Origin of the sequence: Dermatophilus congolensis (assembly GCF_900187045.1) — a bacterium.
In the GTDB taxonomy this organism is placed as follows: Bacteria; Actinomycetota; Actinomycetes; order Actinomycetales; family Dermatophilaceae; genus Dermatophilus; species Dermatophilus congolensis.
Window position 1 is genome coordinate 1,342,148 of sequence record NZ_LT906453.1, and the last position, 16,650, is coordinate 1,358,797.

A 16,650-nucleotide genomic window follows, 5' to 3' on the forward strand; every position below is an offset into this window, starting at 1 on the left:
GGTGCCGAGAGCGCCCGCTACCGAAAGCAGGTGAAGTCGTGAGCAGCGACAGCAAGAAGCCCACCGAAGTGCACCTCGAAGATATTCGGAGTGAAGGTAGGGCTCCAATAGCTACAAAACCGGTAGGGCATGACGGAGCTCGCGTTGATGTTGCGGAGCGCAGAGCTTGGTCTATTGATGGATTTGTTGCTCTCTTCGTCAGCTTGGCGCTTATTGTCGGTGGAGCTGCGATGGCTGTAGTTTTTGTGACTTCTGCTGATTCGGGGGAGCCCTCTGCGCTAGCAGGGCTGCTGTCACCGCTTTTGTTCGCATTGGGAGCGCTGGCGCTGTCGTCTTTGAGTATCGTGTCACCGGGTCAGACGAGGGTTGTGCAATTTTTTGGTCGTTATGTAGGTACGTTGCGCACTCCCGGTCTTTTGATGGCATTGCCGCTGACCTCGAAGCGGCTGATATCCGTGCGAGTGCATAACTTTGAGACGAATCTCATTAAGGTCAATGATGCAGGTGGCAACCCTGTTGAGGTCGGGGCGATTGTGGTGTGGCAGGTTGCTGATACCGCGCGGGCGACATTTGCTGTGGAGGACTATGAGTCGTTCGTACGCACGCAGGCCGAGTCTGCGTTGCGTCACGTAACGGGTAGTCACCCCTATGACGATTATGACGGTTCTGGAACATCGCTTCGTGGTTCGACAGATGTAATTTCCGAACAGTTGGCTTACGAAGTAGCAGAGCGAGTTTCTCTGGCTGGTATTGAAATCATTGAGGTTCGTATTTCGCACTTGGCGTATGCGCCGGAGATCGCTCAAGCGATGTTGCAGCGTCAGCAAGCGGGGGCTGTAGTTGCTGCGCGTGCGCAGATTGTTGAAGGAGCTGTGGGGATGGTGGAGATGGCGCTTGCGAAGTTGGAGGAGGAGTCCATTGTGGAGCTAGATGATGAACGTAAAGCTGCGATGGTCAGTAATTTGCTTGTGGTGTTGTGTGGTGAGAAGTCTGTGACACCTGTAGTTAATTCGGGATCGTTGTACAGCTGAGATGGCTGTGGAAAAAGGAGTCGAGGAGGGTGCGGTAGGTGAGGATTCCGCGCCCTCTGGTGGTCGTCGGCGGGGTGAGCGTAAGCAGATTTTGTTGCGTCTTGACCCGGCGGTGCATGAGGCCTTGGCGAAGTGGGCGAATGATGAGCTTCGCAGCGTTAATGCTCATATTGAGTTTGTGCTCAGGCGGGCGCTGCGTGAGCAGGGGCGAGCACCGAAAGATGCTGCTCCTATGCGTAAGCGCGGTCGTCCGAGAAAGCAGATGTGAGGTTGGTCGGTGGCTGCATTTTTCTCGCTTTGATTGTCAGAGAGCCCTTTTAGACTGATTGCTGTCATTTCCTGGGTTTGATGTTCATTCGTGAATGTTGATGCCAGGGAGTCTCGTGGATGGCTCCGAAATCTGTCTTCGTGTTTTGTCGGGGGGGGAATAACTGTGTCGCAGGTGTGAATTGACGCATCGTGCGCTTTGGGTTTGTTGGGCATTGCATGTAGTGAGGGTTTCTGTGGCGTTGCTGTGTGTTTTGCCTGCGAGAATGTGGAGACGGTCGAGAGTAAGGGAGATCGGGATGTTTGAGACCACCGCGCAGTTCGTGGGGGCATCTTCCGGTCCCTGTGCAGCCGATTTCGGTAAGAGCCGGTTAGTGAATAGTGCTGCGTTTGGCCTTATATGTGATGTTGCAGGGGTCATGATGCTGTCGTTGGAGATGTTGTCTGCTGTTGTGCGTGTGGTTCAGATGAACCCGCGGGTGGGGGAGATCTCTAATGCCAAAGGTGCTCACTGATCTGGGCGCCGCGGGTGGGCGCATTGCGATGGCGGATCAGGGGGTTTTGTTGTCTACGGGGCGTTCTTCGGCGGCGGTGGCGTGGGCGCAGAGGGGGATTGCTGAGGCTGGCGTAGCTTCAGTTGAGGGGTGGACGTTGCTTTCTCCTGCGGGGCCTAGCCGGGTTCGTTTTCCGTATGACGACCCAGTACGGGCGTTGGCGGGGCGTCCAGTGAGTATGGGTATGCGGCCGGCTATCGGGATTTTTCGTGTGGGTCAGCAAGCGGCGGTGACCCTGCATCCTCGTGGTTTTCGTCGTGAGGTGAGGTGGATTATTTGGACGCCGGGTGAGGGGATGGTGCCGCCTGCGGGGTTGTTGGAGGCGGATATTGCGGATGTGGTTGCCTCTTCTGGTTTGCCTCAGTCTCGTCAGGCGCATGCGTCAGCTGTTTTGCACCGGGTTTTGGTGGATGGTGGTGGTGTCGCCGCGGAGGTTGTGGGTGCTGTGTTTGAGACGTTGGCGTTGCCGGGGGTGGAGTTGTTTGCTGAGCACGGTGATGTGAGGACGTTGCCTGGAGTGCGGGTGGTTGCTCCGCGTGAGAAATATGCGCGAGAGTTCGAGAAAGTTGTGGATGAGCTGGTTCGAGAGCGTGGTGTTGAGGAGGGGGCTAAGGAATGAGTCCTGTTGTTGCGGTGCTGGAGTACGGAGTTGGCGATGTTCGACCGGTTGCTTCTGTGCTTGAGCGTGTGGGGGCACGGGTAGTTGTGACTTCGGATCGGGGTGAGTGTCAGGATGCTGATGGGCTTGTGGTGTCCGGTTTTGGTGATTTCCGTGTGTGCATGGAGAAGTTGTCTGCGGTTTTTGGACCACAGGTGATTGAGACTCGGTTGTGTGGTGGGCGGCCAGTTCTGGGGATTGGTGTAGGGATGCAGGTGATGTTTGAAGGTGTGGTGGATGCGTTAGGGGATGAGGTTGCTGGTTTGGGGGAGTGGCCTGAGGTTGTGGAGCCGGTGAAAGGAGAGGTTGTGCCGCATGTTGGGTGGGGTGTGGTTGATGCGGCTGAGGGGTCGAAGCTGTTTGTTGGCGTGGATGGGGAGCGTTTTTATTTTGAGCACGAGTATGCGGCGCATTCGTGGTCGCTGTGGCCGACGGGCTCGTTTGAGGTTGTGAGGCCGTTGGTGTCGTGGTCGGATTATGGTTGTCGTTTTGTTGCTGCGGTGGAGAACGGCCCGTTGGTGGCTACGCAGTTTTACCCCGAGAGTTCGGGTTTGGCAGGTGAGGTGGTGTTGCGGAATTGGGTTGGAACTTTAAAACGGTAGATGGGGTGTGCTGGCCGTTGTGAGGCGCCGACATTGCAGTGGGGCGGGCAAAACCCATCTGGGTTTTGCCCGCCCCACTGCAATGTCGGCGTTTGGTCAGATGATGATGTGAGCGAGGGCGAATCCGATGGTTACTGCATAGGTGATTGCCAGTACGCCGGGGATGAGGAATGGATGGTTGAAGACTGCTTTGCCGATGCGGGTGCTTCCGGTGTCGTCCATTTCGACTGCTGCGAGCAGGGTCGGGTAAGTCGGTAGAACGAAGAGAGCGGATACGGCAGGGAATGCTGCCAGTGCTGCGCCGGGGGCTACGCCTAGGGCTAGAGCTGAGGGCATGAGTGCTTTGGCTGTGGCGGCTTGTGAGTAGAGAAGGGATGCGGCGAAGAAGAGAACTACTGCAAGTAGCCAGGGGTATTGGGTGAGTAGGGTTCCTGCAGCTCCTTTGATTGCGGCGGTGTGTGCGTGGACGAAAGTTGTTCCCAGCCATGCAACGCCGAGCACGCAGATGGAGGCGCTCATACCTGATTTAAAGGTTGATGCGTTGAGGACATCGCTGGCGGGGACTTTGCTGATGAGTACGATGGCCGCAGCGATTGTCAGCATAAAAGCGATGATGGCTTGGTCACGGGTCATCGGTGGGTTTTCGATGAGGCCGACTTTGTCAGAGATCGCGGTTGCGTAGCCCATGACGGCGACAAGTCCGATGAGGAAAATGAGGACTGATGTGCGGGCATTGGGGGCTAGTTCTTGGTTTTGGTGTTTGCGTGATTCAACGGTGCCTGCTGCAAGTCGTTCTTGATAGATCGGGTCTTTGTGCAGGGGACTGTTGGGGTTGAATTTGTCGATGAGCATCATCGTGAATGCCGTGAGCATGCATGCGATGAATGTGGATGGTATGGCTACGCCGAGTACTTGTAGGTAGCCGATTCCTTGTTTTTCGAGGGTGCTTGAAAAGAACACCACTGCCGCTGAGATGGGGGAGGCGGTGATGGCGATTTGGGAGGCGACTACGGCTACTGAGAGTGGGCGTGAGGGGCGGATGTCGTTTTCTTTAGCTACTTCGGTGATGACAGGCATGGTCGAGAAAGCTGTGTGTCCGGTGCCAGCCATGAGGGTCATGAGGTAGGTCACGACGGGGGCGAGGATGGTGAGGTGTTTGGGGTTTTTTCGGAGGAGTTTTTCGGCGAGGTTGACGAGGTAGTCCATTCCGCCTGCTACTTGCATTGCTGCGATGGCGCAGATGACGGACATGATGATGGATATCACGTCGAGTGGCATGTCGCCGGGGGATACGCCTAGGAGGGCTAGTGCGAGTACTCCTAGGCCGCCGACGAAACCGATGGCGATGCCGCCGAGTCTCGCGCCGAGGAGGATTGCGGTGAGGACGATTAAAAGGTGAATCCAGATCATCGAGCAGCCTGTGGGTCGGAGGGAGTCCCGTTTTCTGCGAGTTCGCGCAGATCGCGGGGGCGCATGAGGTTTTCGCGTGAAAGTACGCGGTCGAGTAGGTCTGCGTCCATGAGTTCTCGTTCGAGGACGATTTCGCGGACGCTTCTACCTGTTGCGGCGGCTTCTTTGCCGACGGCGTCACCGGCTGTGTGGCCGATGTAGTCGTTGAGGTAGGTAACCACGCCGATGGAGTTTGTGACGTATTCGTGGCATACGTCGGGGTTGGCGGTGATGCCTTGAATGCATTTGGTGCGCAGGGTGGTGCAGGCGTTTTTGAGCAGTGAGATGGACTCGAAGAGCGCTTGGGCGATGACGGGTTCCATGACGTTGAGTTGGAGTTGTCCGGCTTCTGCGGCGAGGGAGACGGTGAGGTCGTTGCCCATGACTTTGAAGCAGACCTGGTTAACGACTTCAGGTATGACGGGGTTCACTTTGGCGGGCATGATCGATGAACCTGCTTGCATTTCGGGCAGGTTGATTTCGTTGAGTCCTGCGCGGGGTCCGGAGGATAGGAGGCGTAGGTCGTTGCAGATTTTGGAGAGTTTGACGGCAAGGCGTTTGAGTGCTGCGTGGGCCATGACGTAGGCCCCGCAGTCGCTGGTGGCTTCGATGAGGTTGGGGGCGGGGATGCAGGGGCGGCCGCTGACTCGAGCGAGGTTGACGAGGGCGAGATTGGCGTATTCGGGGGGCGTGTTGAGTCCGGTTCCGATAGCTGTGGCGCCGAGGTTCATTTCGAGTAGGAGGGTGCGGGCATTGTCGAGGTGGCGGAGTTCTTCTCCGAGGGTGACGGCGAAGGCGGTGAATTCTTGGCCGAGGGTCATGGGGACGGCGTCTTGGAGTTGGGTGCGTCCCATTTTGAGGATTTCGGTGAATTCGTCGCCTTTGTTGGCAAAGGTGGCGTTGAGCTCGCCGAGTGTGTCTGCTAGTTCGCCGAGCATGGTGTCGACGGCGAGGCGGAATCCGCAGGGGTATGCATCGTTGGTGGATTGGCTGCGGTTGACGTCGTCGTTGGGGTTGACGATTTTGTAGTTTCCTTTGGGCTCGCCGAGGTGTTCGAGGGCGAGGTTGGCGATGACTTCGTTGGTGTTCATGTTGAGGGATGTGCCGGCGCCGCCTTGGAATACGTCGATGGGGAATTGGTCCATGCAGCGGTTGTTGTCGAGCATTTGGTCGCAGGCCCAGATGATTGCGTCGGCGATTTCGGGTTTGAGTGCCCCGAGGGTTTTGTTGGTCATTGCTGCGGCTTTTTTGACCATGACCATGCCGCGGATCATGGCGGGGGTGTCATTGATGGTGTGTCCGGAGATGGGGAAGTTTTCGATGGCTCTGGTGGCGTGGATGCCGTAGTAGGCGTTGGCGGGGACGTCTTTGCTTCCGAGTAGGTCGGTTTCGGTGCGTGTGGTGCTCATGTGTGTCTCCTTGGTTTGGTGTCTGGGGTTCTGTTGTTGATGGTGCGGTCTCTTGGTTTAAGGATGCTCTTTTGGTGATGTGGCCGGGGCTTGTTTGGGGGTGTATTAGCTGGATGTGAGGGGATTATCAGGGCGGTGCTGGGGGTCACGTGGCAAAGGCTGTTGAAGGTGGTAGGTCGGTGGGGCTATCTGGTTTTCTGTGGGGATTCTTGATAGGGTGGTGAGTCGACCGGTCAGCCTGCGCATGCGAAGTCATTCATCTGTGAAAGATGTTGTGGTTTAGCGGTGTAGGTAGACATCAAGTGAGGCGCTACCTGCTTCCACCTGTTTATCGCTTTTTGCGTTCGGGTCACGGGTCTTCGACATTGATTTGTCGTGTGTCGGGTCTTTTGGGGACCCGAGTCTCGTGCTGGGTAATGCCTTTCGTGATGTCTGCGAGAGGCATTTTTTGTGTCCCTGGTGTCCGTGGTTCGAGAAGTTTGTGGAGGTTTTCTCCGCTAGCTTCTCGAGGCATGGCCCCTGTGGGCAGCCTGGCTGGGCGAGGTGTTCAAAGAGGACCGCCTCGTTAGGGATCCACGAGTTTAAAGGAGCGCGACATCAGCGAAGCCCGTATTAATGACCGCATTCGAGTGCCCAAGGTTCGATTGGTTGGACCGAACGGCGAGCAGGCCGGGATCGTCAATATTGATGAGGCCTTGCGTCTGGCTGCGGAGGTTGACCTCGACTTGGTCGAGGTTGCCCCTAATGCCAATCCGCCGGTGGCCAAGCTCATGGATTATGGCAAGTACAAGTACGAAGCCGCTTTGAAAGCCCGTGAGTCCCGCAAGAACCAGGTCAATACGGTCATCAAGGAGATCAAGCTCCGACCGAAGATCGATGCGCACGACTACGAGACGAAGAAGGGCCACGTTGTCCGATTCCTCTCTGGTGGTGACAAGGTCAAGGTGACGATCATGTTCCGTGGTCGGGAGCAGTCCCGCCCGGAGTTGGGGTTCCGTCTGCTCCAGCGTTTGGCTGACGATGTCGCCGAACTAGGAACGGTGGAAAGCCAACCAAAGCAGGATGGCCGGAACATGGTGATGGTGGTCGCTCCAACGAAGAAGAAGTCAGAAGCTAAGGCTGAGCAGCGTCGTAAGCGTGACGAGTCTGCTCGAGCGGCTGCGCAGGCTAAAGCTGAGAAGCAGGCGCCGGCAGCAGCGGCTGAGACTGCAGCTGAAGAGCCAGTCGAGCAGGCCTGAAGCTCTGCTTCACAGGATCGGCTCGCTGATCCTTTTGGCGGATGTTGTTTCATGCTTCGTCCGTATCGCCGGTTTACCGGCAGTAATAGCGCCAACCGGCGCCCATCCGCGTGTTTCGCGTGTGATGGCCCGACAGCGACAAGGAGATCGGCCCATGCCGAAGAACAAGACTCACAGTGGTGCGAAGAAGCGCTTCCGCCTTACCGGTACCGGCAAGGTTATGCGCGAGCAGGCGGGCCAGCGTCACCTTCTCGAGCGCAAGTCGAGCAAGCAGATTCGTCGTATGCAGGATGACCAGGTTCTTGCGCCGCAGGACGCCAAGAAGGTCAAGAAGCTTCTCGGCAAGTAAGCCACTCGCACACCGAACATATTTTCCGCTGTAAGGCTTTAAGTCTTCCGGTGCCCGGCCTGTAAAGGCCGTGAGGTGCGGGTGCGGATCCGATTAGCAAGGAGAATCACGTGGCACGCGTGAAGCGGGCGGTTAACGCCCACAAGAAGCGTCGTACGACCCTCGAGCGCGCCAGCGGTTACCGCGGTCAGCGTTCTCGCCTGTACCGCAAGGCGAAGGAGCAGGTCACTCACTCATTCGTTTACAGCTACCGCGACCGTCGTGCGCGTAAGGGTGACTTCCGTCGTCTCTGGATTCAGCGCATCAACGCTGCAGCTCGTGCGAACGGCATGACGTACAACCGTTTCATTCAGGGGCTGAAAGCTGCTGAGGTTGATGTCGACCGCCGTATGCTGGCTGAATTGGCTGTTTCTGACCCTGCTGCGTTTACTGCGCTGGTGGAAATCGCCAAGGCGACCGTCCCGGCTCAGTCGAAGGGTGAGCAGGACGCCTGATCCTCAGCGCAGCTACGATCGCTGCGTGAGTATTCATAGCAATCGACGAACCCGTTCCATTCTCGATAATCCGAGAGCGGAGCGGGTTCGTCGTGTTCGTGCATTGCTTCGCCGGAGTGTGCGGCAAAAAGAGGGAAGGTTTCTCGCAGAGGGGCCACAAGCAGTTCGGGAGGCAGTGGCTTGGTGTCCACAATCAATTATTGATGTTTATGTTGATCCGCATGGTCGCGAGCGGCATAAGGACATTGTCGATGCGGCGTTGGCTGCGGGAGTTTTCGTTCATGATGTGACTGCTGAAGTGTTGGCTGTGATGGCCGATACGGAGAGCCCGCAAGGCGTTTTGGCCGTAGTTGAGAAAGTAGATGTGCCATTAGAGAAGATCCTTGAGGAGGGATCTGATCGTCCTCGGATGCTTGTCATGCTGGCTGCGGTGCGTGATCCAGGTAATGCAGGAACCGTTTTGCGGGGCGCGGACGCGATGGGTGCCGATGCGGTTTTGGTTGGTTCTTCAAGTGTGGATTTGTACAACCCGAAGGTAGTTCGCTCAACCGTGGGATCGTTGTTCCATCTGCCTGTTGTTACGGGAGTCGATGTGCAGAGCACATTGATGCGGCTTCGTGAAGAGGCTGGGGTGGTTGCTTATGCCGCAGACGGTGAGGGCGATACACCTATTACTGAGGCAGATTTGACGCGTTCTCATGTGTGGGTGATGGGAAATGAAGCTTGGGGGCTCACGGAAGAGATGAGTGCTGCTTGTGATCAGGTTGTCTCAATTCCTCTTCATCGGGCAGAGTCGCTAAACCTTGCAATGGCAGCCACGATTTGTATGTTCGCTTCGTCTCAAGCGCGTGGTTGATGGTGCTGGTCTTTTAAATGGCGTAGTCGATGATGACGGGACAGTGATCGGAGATACGGGAGTCTGGAGAGCTGTCTTTGTCTGTGGTGTCATTAACGGCGGTTTCGGCGAGTTTTGGTGTGGCTAAGTGGTAGTCGATACGCCATCCGACGTCTTTGGCAAAAGATTGTCCGCGCCAGCTCCACCAGCTGTACGGTCCGGGGGTGGGCCCGTGACGGTGCCGGATGACATCAATGAATTTTCGGGGCGAGAGGATTTTGCTGAGCCACTCTCGTTCGATGGGTAGGAAGCCTTCAGAACGGCGATTTGCTCGCCAGTTGGTGACATCCCAGTTTTCGTGGGCGATATTGAGGTCTCCCATGACGAGTAGTTCGCGGCCGCGTGCTTTTGCTTGCCTTCGTGCGCGGGTGAGTTGTCTATCTAGTCCGGTGAGGAAATCCATTTTCCGGAGGTGTTTTGCACCGCCGTCCATAGGTTCGCGAGAGTTTCCGGGGCGTTGCAGTTCTGCTGGTAGGCCTCCTTTGGGTACGTATAAAGAGATGACTGTGATTGGTGCTTCTGCCAGGTCTACTTCGATCCAGCGGCCTTCGTGTATGAATTTTTTGAGTTCGCGTGCTAGGGGCGTGGGAGAGGTCTCTTGCTGTGGTGTTGGGTAGGAATCGGTTTTGTCATTGTTGGGGGTGAAGATGGTTGCGGGGTGAGTAAGGGTCCAGGTGCGTACATCTTCGGGTGGTTGTTTTGTGAGGATGGCGACGCCGTTTCGCCCGGGGAGTGTGCCGGGGTTGTAGGCGGTGTAGTAGGGGCCGAAGGCATTGGTGGGGAGTACTTCGAGTGAGGCTCGTACTTCTTGGAGTGCGATCACGTCGCAGTTGCGTTCTTGAAGCCAGCGAGTGAATCCGCGGCGGTGTGCGGCACGAATGCCATTGATGTTGAAGGTGGCGATGCGCTGCATTTTTACAAGGGTAGTGCTGTGTGATTGTGCAGAAGCGTCCGTATGGGTGCGGCACTCATGCGCTCTCGCCCTTAGGATCAGGTACGTGTCCGGACCCAATACGAATTACGACCCTGTAGAGGTGAGCGCTTTGTCGGCCGAGTCGGTCGAGGTTGCGCTTGCGGATGCCCTTGCTGCTGTGGAGGCTGCGGGGGATCTGGATGAGTTGAAAGCTGCGCGTGTTGCGCATGCTGGTGAGAAGAGCCCGTTGGCTTTGGCGAATCGTGAAATTGGAGCGTTGCCGCCAAGTGCTAAGGCTGAAGCCGGCAAACGTGTCGGTGCTGCACGTGGGCAGATTGGTCGTGCTTTGGCTGCACGGCAGGAGATCTTGGAGGCTGAGCATGAAGAGAAGATGCTGGCCGAGGAGACTATCGATGTAACGGTCGTTCCTGAACGTCGCCGTATTGGTGCTCGGCACCCGATCTCACTGATGTCAGAGCGGATTGCCGACATTTTTGTCGGTATGGGATGGGAAATCGCTGATGGCCCGGAAGTCGAGGCGGAGTGGTTCAACTTTGACTCTTTGAACTTCGCGCCTGACCATCCGGCGCGGGCGATGCAGGACACCTTTTTCGTGGAGCCTGCCGATGGTGGGTTGGTGCTGCGGACGCATACTTCGCCAGTTCAGATGCGAGTGTTGCACGAGCGGGATTTGCCGGTATACGTGGCGGTTCCGGGCAAGGTTTTCCGCACGGATGATTTGGATGCCACGCATACACCTGTCTTCCACCAGATTGAAGGTTTGGCGGTTGATAAGGGCCTGACGATGGCTCACCTGCGGGGCACCTTGGACCGATTCTTGTCTGAGTTGGTTCAGGCAGAGGTGGTGACGAGGCTGCGGCCGTCGTTCTTCCCGTTCACTGAGCCGAGTGCTGAGATGGATGTGCAGTGCTGGGCGTGTGCCGGTGGTGAGGCATCGTGTCGGGTGTGCGGAGGTACTGGTTGGATCGAGCTTGGTGGCTGCGGCATGGTTAATCGGAACGTGTTGCTGGCTGCTGGAATTGATCCGGAGGTTTATACCGGTTTTGCGTTTGGGTTGGGTATTGAGCGTGCCTTGATGTTGCGGCACGGGGTGAAAGACATGTTTGACATCGTTGAGGGTGACGTGCGTTTCAGCACCCAGTTTGGCTTGGAGATCTGATGCGGGTACCGATTTCGTGGTTGAGGGACATCGTGGGCAAGAACTCCTTGCCTGATGAGATGACTGCTGAGCAAGTGGCAGCAGCATTGGTGCGCGTAGGCCTTGAAGAAGAGGCAATTCTTGGCGGTGAAGTCTCTGGGCCGTTGGTGGTTGGCCGCGTGCTGACGCGTGTTGAAGAGCCTCAGAAAAACGGCAAAGTCATCAACTGGTGCACGGTAGATGTTGGTGAGAACGGGCAGCGTCTTTCTGAACAAAAATATCAGGAGATTGTGTGCGGGGCACACAACTTTGATGTTGGTGATCTTGTTGTTGTTGTACTTCCTGGTGCCGTGCTTCCTGGTGGGTTCGAGATCAGTGCCCGTAAGACGTATGGGCATATGAGTAACGGCATGATTTGTGCAGAAGATGAGCTCGGTCTAGGTGAAGATCACGAGGGAATCATCGTTCTGACGGAGTACTTCAAGAACAATCCGGACAAGCTTGCTCGTTGCGTGCCTGGTGCAGATGCTATTGAGTTGCTCGGTCTGGACGAGAAAGTTGTTGAAATCAACGTCACGCCTGATCGTGGTTACGCTTTCTCGATGCGCGGGGTGGCTCGTGATTTTGCTTTGTCGGTAGGTGCTCCGGTGGTGGACCCTGCGGTGGATGCGGCTTCGCGGGCACCGGAGGGCAATGAATCTGGTTATGAGGTTCGCCTGGAAGACGAAAGCCCTATTCGTGGTAATGAGGGGTGTGATCGTTACGTTGCGCGTGTTGTGCGTGGTGTGAATCCTGATACGCCTACGCCTGAATGGATGGTTCAGCGGCTGGTGCAGTCGGGGATGCGTCCGATTTCATTTGTGGTTGATGTGACGAATTACGTCATGTTGCTGCTTGGCAATCCGTTGCATGCGTTTGATCTTTCTCACCTTGAAGGACCGATTGTGGTTCGTCGGGCTAGGCCTGATGAGAAGTTGACGACGCTAGATGGGGTGGAGCGGGAGCTTCATTGCGAGGATCTCGTTATTACTGACTCAGGGGAGAAACCGCTGGTGTTGGCGGGTGTTATGGGAGGAATGGGGGTTGAGGTCACCGATAAGACGACAGATGTTTTGATTGAAGCTGCTTGTTTTGATCCGGTGAGTGTTGCTCGTTCTTCGCGGCGTCATCGGTTGAGTAGCGAGTCGTCGAAGCGTTTTGAGCGAGGTGTCGATCCTGCTCTTGCTCCGGCTGCTGCGGAGATGGTGGCAGATTTGTTGGTTCGTTATGCCGGTGGTACTGCGGATGAAGGTGTTACGGATGTGGGGGAGCGTGCTGCGCTGGCGCGTATTACCACACCGTTCACCATGTCTATGCATGAGCCGGAGCGGCTAGTGGGTCTGAAGTGGACGCCGGCGCAGATTGGTGAGGAATTATCGCGGCTGGGAGTGTCAGCCACGGGCAATGGTGATGGAACGTTGAGCATTGTGGCGCCCTCGTGGCGTCCAGATTTGCGGACAGGAGCCGATGTTGTTGAAGAGTTGACTCGTTTACGGGGGTATGAGCAGATTGGGTCTGTTCTGCCTGCGGCTCCTGGCGGTCGAGGTCTAACGGTTGCTCAGCGTGTTGTGCGTCGTGTATCGGACACTTTGGCGAATGCAGGATTCGTTGAGGTGCTGACGTATCCCTTTGTGGCTTCTGAGCGTTTCGATGAGTTGCAGTATGGCGAGGATGATGAGCGTCGTGTTGCGCGTCGTCTGGTGAATCCGCTTCGCGCTGAGCAGCCGTTGTTGCGTACGACGGTTTTGTCGACGTTGGTTGATGCTGCGGCGCGTAACGTGGCTCGAGGGATTCGGGATGTTGCTGTTTTCGAGGTGGGCCGTGTTGTGCACGGTGTTGAGGAGCCGGTAGCAGCGCCAGTTCCTGCTGTGGGTGCCAAGCCTGAAGCGGAGGTTTTGGCGCAGGTTGCTCAGGCGCTGCCTGAGCAACCGCATCATGTGGCGTTCGTGGCTGCTGGAGCTGCGGTTCCTGCTTCGCCTGGTGTTGAGGCGCGTGCGTTTGATGCAGCTGATGTCATTGGTGCTGTGCTTGAAGTCGGTCGCGCATTGGGGCTGAACTTGGTGGTTGAAGCTGCTGAGTGCGCGCCGTGGCATCCGGGACGTTGCGCCAAGGTTTCTACAGATTCTGGTGAGTGTGTCGGTTATGCGGGTGAGTTGGCTCCGCGTGTTTGCAAGGCAGTTGATTTGCCTGCACGCACGTGCGCAGCAGAGCTTAACGTTGATGTTTTGATCGATGCGTTCGCTGCTTGTCGCGCTCAGGCTGCGAAGTTGTCAACGTTGCCTGTAGCGAATACGGATGTCGCCTTGGTCGTGGATGAGGTGGTTTCGGCAGCAGAGGTGGAGTTGGCCTTGCGTGAGGGGGCTGGGCCATTGTTGGAAGAGTTGACTCTGTTTGATGTGTTCCGCGGGGAGCAGGTCGGTGAGGGTAAGAAGTCGTTGGCGTATCGGTTGACGTTCCGCCCTCGGGAGAAAACGCTTAAGACGACGCAGGTTAGTGCACTGCGTGATGATGCGGTTGCAGCAGCTAAGAAGGCTACTGGAGCGGAGTTGCGTGGTTGATGTGAGTGTGAGCGGTGTGTGTAGCGCGCCGGTCGCTGTTGTGACAGGTGCGTCTCGAGGTATCGGGGCGCACCTGTCTGCAGCATTTGCTGCGGCTGGTTATGTGGTGGAAAAGTCTTCTCGTAGTGGTGAGGGAGAGAACGTCCGGGTTCTGGATGTGTCGGATCCGGCTGCGGTGAAGGCGTATGTGGATGAGGTTGTTGAACGCTGTGGTCGCCTTGATGTTCTTGTCAATAACGCTGGTGTTATTGACAACGAAGTGGTGTTGTGGGAGGCAGATCCGGATCAATGGTGGCGCACAGTTGAGGTGGATGTGCGTGGACCGTTTTTATTAGCGCGTTTTGCTGTTCCGTATATGTTGATGGCCGGTGGTGGCCGTGTCATTAATATTAATTCTGGCGCTGGTACTCGCGCGAGCGATATATCGACTGCTTATTATGTGGCGAAAACGGCTTTGAGCCGGATAACTGGTGGATTGCATGTTGCCGGGTTTGTTCGTGGTTTGCGTGCTTTTGATTTGGCACCTGGTGTTGTGCAGACCGATATGACTGCGGGTATGGGAGTGCATGCGGGGCGTGTTGAGTGGACTGATCCGGCTGCGGTTACTGATTTGGCACTGGGGTTGGCTTCGGGGTGTCTAGATGCATGGTCCGGGCGTATGGTTCGGGCGGGGGTTGACACAGTCGAGTCTTTGAAGGCTGTGGCCGATCGTGGTTTGACTCCTGGTTCACGAACTGTGGGGTTGCTCAGTTTTGGTGAAGGCGATCCTTTAGGGCAGTGAGAGTGCACCCAATCTACATACTCATGTATATCCCTGTATCAGTATGTAGATTGGGGTCATGTATTTTTTGCTGCGATATGCGTCTGTAGCTAGATATGTCTCTGGGCTGCGGCGTGACTGGTTGTCGGGGATGCCTCTGAGATGTGAAAACTGCGGGATTACCTTGTCGGGGCGGGTGTGAGCGATGGGGGCAGTTCAGTCGCGTAGCGCCCGGTTGGCTCGTATCGCGGAAATTTTAGAGAGCTGTGATGTTGGTTCACAGGCGGAGCTGTCGGATGCGTTGAATGCGGATGGGTATTCGGTTACGCAAGCGACTTTGTCGCGTGATCTGCTCGAGTTGGGGGCAGTGAAGGTTCGGCGTGGCACTCAATTGGTCTATTCGATCCCTGGTGATGATGCCGGTTCTGGTGGGGTTCCTCGTGAGGAAGTAAATGCTCGGCTGCGTCGTTTATGTGCGGAATTGATGATTTCTGCGGATGCGTCTGGGCCAATGGTTGTTTTACGTACTCCTCCGGGAGCTGCGAATTACCTCGCAGCGGCGATAGATAAAGCTTTGGTTTCTGGTGAAGGTTCCGCAATCGGCACTGTGGCGGGGGATGACACGGTGTTGATTGTGGCGGCTGATGCTTCTGGTGGTGATGCGTTATTGAAGCGTTTGTCATCGATGGCGTCGGGAGAGGGAAGATCGGTTACGGGCGGGTAGCGTCTGGCATCGAGACGGTTTGTTGGTGTGTGGGAAGGATGTGGGTGTTGTGAGTGATGCGAATGCAGTTGAAGGTTTGGCCTTGTGGGGTGGGAGGTTTTCAGGTGGGCCTGCAGATGCCTTGGCAGCTTTGTCGAAATCCACGCATTTTGATTGGCGGTTGGCTCGGTATGACTTGGCTGGCTCGCAGGCGCATGCGCGGGCATTGCATCGGGCAGGTTTGCTGTCTGATGAAGAGGTCGAGGCGATGCTTGAGGGGCTTGGGCAACTTGCTGACGATGTTGAGTCAGGAGAGTTTGTTGCTTTAGAAGGTGATGAAGATGTACATACGGCATTAGAGCGTGGCTTGATTGAGCGGGTTGGGGCTGAGTTGGGTGGCCGTTTGCGGGCGGGGCGGTCGCGAAATGATCAGGTGGCAACGCTGTTTCGTATGTATTTGCGGGATAGTTCTCGGGTGGTTGCTGGGCTGGTTTTGGATGTGGTCGATGCGTTGCTAGATCAGGCGGAGGCGAATTTTGATGTGATCATGCCTGGTCGTACGCATTTGCAGCATGCGCAGCCTGTTTTGTTGGCGCACCATCTTGCTGCGCATGCGTGGGCGCTTTTGCGTGATGTGGAGAGGTGGAGGGATTGGGATGAGAGGACTGCCGTTTCGCCGTATGGTTCAGGGGCGCTGGCTGGAAGTACTTTAGGTTTGGATCCAGATCAAGTTGCTTATGATTTGGGTTTTTCTGGTGCTGTCGAGAACTCGATTGATGGAACAGCTTCTCGTGATTTTGTGGCAGAGTTCTCTTTTGTTTCTGCCCAGACAGGTGTCGATATTTCACGTATTGCTGAAGAAATTATTCTTTGGGCTACGAAAGAGTTCGGTTTCATTGTGCTGGATGACTCTTTCTCGACAGGGTCCAGCATCATGCCTCAAAAAAAGAATCCAGATGTTGCTGAACTTGCCAGAGGTAAAGCGGGGAGGCTGATTGGTGATTTAACAGGTTTGTTGAGCACTTTGAAGGGGCTCCCGTTGGCATATAACCGGGACTTGCAAGAAGATAAAGAGCCAGTTTTTGATGCAGTAGATACCTTAGAGATGTTGTTGCCAGCATTTTCGGGGATGGTTTCGACGTTGACTTTCTGTGGTGACCGTATGGGTGATTTGGCTCCGCAGGGGTTCTCGCTGGCGACGGATATTGCGGAGTGGTTGGTGCGGCAAGGTGTTCCGTTCCGTGTGGCTCATGAGGTCGCTGGGGCCTGCGTGCAGGAGTGTGAGAAGCGGGGCATTGAGCTGGATGAGCTTTCGGATGAGGACTTTGCGAGCATCTCGGAGCATTTGCATGGGGGAGTGCGGGATGTCCTGACCGTCACTGGTTCTGTGGAGTCACGGGATGGTAAGGGTGGCACGGCTCCTGTGAGGGTGAGGGAACAGTTGCTGAAAGCTCGGCAGGTAAGTGCCTGGCAGTGGGGATGGGTGGGCAAAGTTCCTGCCTGGCGTGGTTGACTGATCTTGTGTGGGGAGGTGTCGCATGGCGTTTCCTGCGCAAGATGATGGGCGTTATC

Annotated in this window: 17 protein-coding genes; 14 read left to right on the plus strand and 3 right to left on the minus strand. The window is 56.2% G+C overall.

The annotated features are described in order from the left end of the window. Positions 1 to 38 precede the first annotated feature (38 nt). From CKV89_RS05735 to hisH, 5 genes are all read left to right on the plus strand, one after another. On the plus strand, positions 39 to 1,031 hold the full coding sequence (locus CKV89_RS05735) for an SPFH domain-containing protein (RefSeq protein ID WP_231935338.1): 993 nt from the start codon (positions 39 to 41) through the stop codon (positions 1,029 to 1,031). A gap of 1 nt (position 1,032) precedes the next feature. Then, complete coding sequence (locus tag CKV89_RS05740; RefSeq protein WP_034400875.1) at positions 1,033 to 1,299, plus strand: hypothetical protein; 267 nt, start codon at positions 1,033 to 1,035, stop codon at positions 1,297 to 1,299. 298 nt (positions 1,300 to 1,597) lie between these two features. Continuing rightward, positions 1,598 to 1,813 (plus strand): hypothetical protein, encoded by a 216-nt coding sequence (locus tag CKV89_RS05745; protein WP_028326910.1) that lies wholly within the window; start codon positions 1,598 to 1,600, stop codon positions 1,811 to 1,813. Further along, positions 1,794 to 2,471: a hypothetical protein gene (locus tag CKV89_RS05750; RefSeq protein WP_084440950.1), complete on the plus strand. Its 678-nt coding sequence runs from the start codon at positions 1,794 to 1,796 to the stop codon at positions 2,469 to 2,471. Before CKV89_RS05745 ends, CKV89_RS05750 begins: the two co-directional genes overlap by 20 nt. Next, positions 2,468 to 3,112 (plus strand): imidazole glycerol phosphate synthase subunit HisH, encoded by a 645-nt coding sequence (hisH, locus tag CKV89_RS05755; RefSeq protein WP_084440949.1) that lies wholly within the window; start codon positions 2,468 to 2,470, stop codon positions 3,110 to 3,112. Before CKV89_RS05750 ends, hisH begins: the two co-directional genes overlap by 4 nt. 96 nt (positions 3,113 to 3,208) lie before the next feature. Here hisH and CKV89_RS05760 read toward each other — a convergent pair whose 3' ends face one another. Then, positions 3,209 to 4,522 carry an anaerobic C4-dicarboxylate transporter gene (locus tag CKV89_RS05760; RefSeq protein WP_028326908.1) on the minus strand — a complete coding sequence of 438 codons (1,314 nt, stop codon included), beginning with the start codon at positions 4,520 to 4,522 and terminating at the stop codon, positions 3,209 to 3,211. Next, positions 4,519 to 5,970, minus strand: coding sequence for an aspartate ammonia-lyase (gene aspA / locus CKV89_RS05765; RefSeq protein WP_034400871.1), 1,452 nt, complete (start codon positions 5,968 to 5,970; stop codon positions 4,519 to 4,521). Before aspA ends, CKV89_RS05760 begins: the two co-directional genes overlap by 4 nt. A 629-nt stretch (positions 5,971 to 6,599) precedes the next feature. Here aspA and infC point away from each other — a divergent pair. From infC to CKV89_RS05785, 4 genes are all read left to right on the plus strand, one after another. Continuing rightward, on the plus strand, positions 6,600 to 7,208 hold the full coding sequence (gene infC, locus CKV89_RS05770) for a translation initiation factor IF-3 (RefSeq protein ID WP_034400870.1): 609 nt from the start codon (positions 6,600 to 6,602) through the stop codon (positions 7,206 to 7,208). Between the two features lie 154 nt (positions 7,209 to 7,362). Then, complete coding sequence (rpmI, locus tag CKV89_RS05775; RefSeq protein WP_028326906.1) at positions 7,363 to 7,557, plus strand: 50S ribosomal protein L35; 195 nt, start codon at positions 7,363 to 7,365, stop codon at positions 7,555 to 7,557. Between the two features lie 110 nt (positions 7,558 to 7,667). Continuing rightward, positions 7,668 to 8,051, plus strand: a complete 384-nt coding sequence (gene rplT, locus CKV89_RS05780) for a 50S ribosomal protein L20 (protein WP_028326905.1) — start codon at positions 7,668 to 7,670, stop codon at positions 8,049 to 8,051. A gap of 118 nt (positions 8,052 to 8,169) precedes the next feature. Further along, positions 8,170 to 8,907 carry a TrmH family RNA methyltransferase gene (locus CKV89_RS05785; protein WP_341746766.1) on the plus strand — a complete coding sequence of 246 codons (738 nt, stop codon included), beginning with the start codon at positions 8,170 to 8,172 and terminating at the stop codon, positions 8,905 to 8,907. A gap of 13 nt (positions 8,908 to 8,920) precedes the next feature. Here the strand turns inward: CKV89_RS05785 and CKV89_RS05790 are convergent, their stop codons facing one another. Further along, the gene (locus CKV89_RS05790; protein WP_028326903.1) at positions 8,921 to 9,859 is read right to left on the minus strand and encodes an exodeoxyribonuclease III; all 939 of its coding nucleotides are present in this window, start codon (positions 9,857 to 9,859) and stop codon (positions 8,921 to 8,923) included. An 85-nt stretch (positions 9,860 to 9,944) separates the two neighbouring features. Here CKV89_RS05790 and pheS point away from each other — a divergent pair, with 85 nt between their 5' ends. The 5 genes from pheS to argH all read left to right on the plus strand — a co-directional run bounded on the left by pheS (position 9,945) and on the right by argH (position 16,591). Continuing rightward, positions 9,945 to 11,039, plus strand: a complete 1,095-nt coding sequence (pheS, locus tag CKV89_RS05795) for a phenylalanine--tRNA ligase subunit alpha (RefSeq protein ID WP_028326902.1) — start codon at positions 9,945 to 9,947, stop codon at positions 11,037 to 11,039. Beyond that, positions 11,039 to 13,615: a phenylalanine--tRNA ligase subunit beta gene (gene pheT, locus CKV89_RS05800; RefSeq protein ID WP_028326901.1), complete on the plus strand. Its 2,577-nt coding sequence runs from the start codon at positions 11,039 to 11,041 to the stop codon at positions 13,613 to 13,615. The genes pheS and pheT overlap by 1 nt, the downstream gene beginning before the upstream one ends. A gap of 40 nt (positions 13,616 to 13,655) precedes the next feature. Further along, positions 13,656 to 14,396: an SDR family oxidoreductase gene (locus CKV89_RS05805; protein WP_231935340.1), complete on the plus strand. Its 741-nt coding sequence runs from the start codon at positions 13,656 to 13,658 to the stop codon at positions 14,394 to 14,396. Between the two features lie 184 nt (positions 14,397 to 14,580). Then, on the plus strand, positions 14,581 to 15,099 hold the full coding sequence (locus CKV89_RS05810) for an arginine repressor (RefSeq protein ID WP_084440947.1): 519 nt from the start codon (positions 14,581 to 14,583) through the stop codon (positions 15,097 to 15,099). A gap of 49 nt (positions 15,100 to 15,148) precedes the next feature. Then, positions 15,149 to 16,591, plus strand: coding sequence for an argininosuccinate lyase (gene argH / locus CKV89_RS05815; RefSeq protein ID WP_028326898.1), 1,443 nt, complete (start codon positions 15,149 to 15,151; stop codon positions 16,589 to 16,591). Positions 16,592 to 16,650: the final 59 nt, after the last annotated feature.

Coding starts and splice junctions, on each gene's coding strand:
- pheT (WP_028326901.1), top strand. CDS start 11,039: ATGCGGGTACCGATTTCGTGGTTGAGGGACATCGTGGGCAAGAACTCC.
- CKV89_RS05810 (WP_084440947.1), top strand. CDS start 14,581: ATGGGGGCAGTTCAGTCGCGTAGCGCCCGGTTGGCTCGTATCGCGGAA.
- CKV89_RS05790 (WP_028326903.1), bottom strand. CDS start 9,859: ATGCAGCGCATCGCCACCTTCAACATCAATGGCATTCGTGCCGCACAC.
- CKV89_RS05745 (WP_028326910.1), top strand. CDS start 1,598: ATGTTTGAGACCACCGCGCAGTTCGTGGGGGCATCTTCCGGTCCCTGT.
- CKV89_RS05760 (WP_028326908.1), bottom strand. CDS start 4,522: ATGATCTGGATTCACCTTTTAATCGTCCTCACCGCAATCCTCCTCGGC.
- rpmI (WP_028326906.1), top strand. CDS start 7,363: ATGCCGAAGAACAAGACTCACAGTGGTGCGAAGAAGCGCTTCCGCCTT.
- CKV89_RS05740 (WP_034400875.1), top strand. CDS start 1,033: ATGGCTGTGGAAAAAGGAGTCGAGGAGGGTGCGGTAGGTGAGGATTCC.
- CKV89_RS05750 (WP_084440950.1), top strand. CDS start 1,794: ATGCCAAAGGTGCTCACTGATCTGGGCGCCGCGGGTGGGCGCATTGCG.
- hisH (WP_084440949.1), top strand. CDS start 2,468: ATGAGTCCTGTTGTTGCGGTGCTGGAGTACGGAGTTGGCGATGTTCGA.
- aspA (WP_034400871.1), bottom strand. CDS start 5,970: ATGAGCACCACACGCACCGAAACCGACCTACTCGGAAGCAAAGACGTC.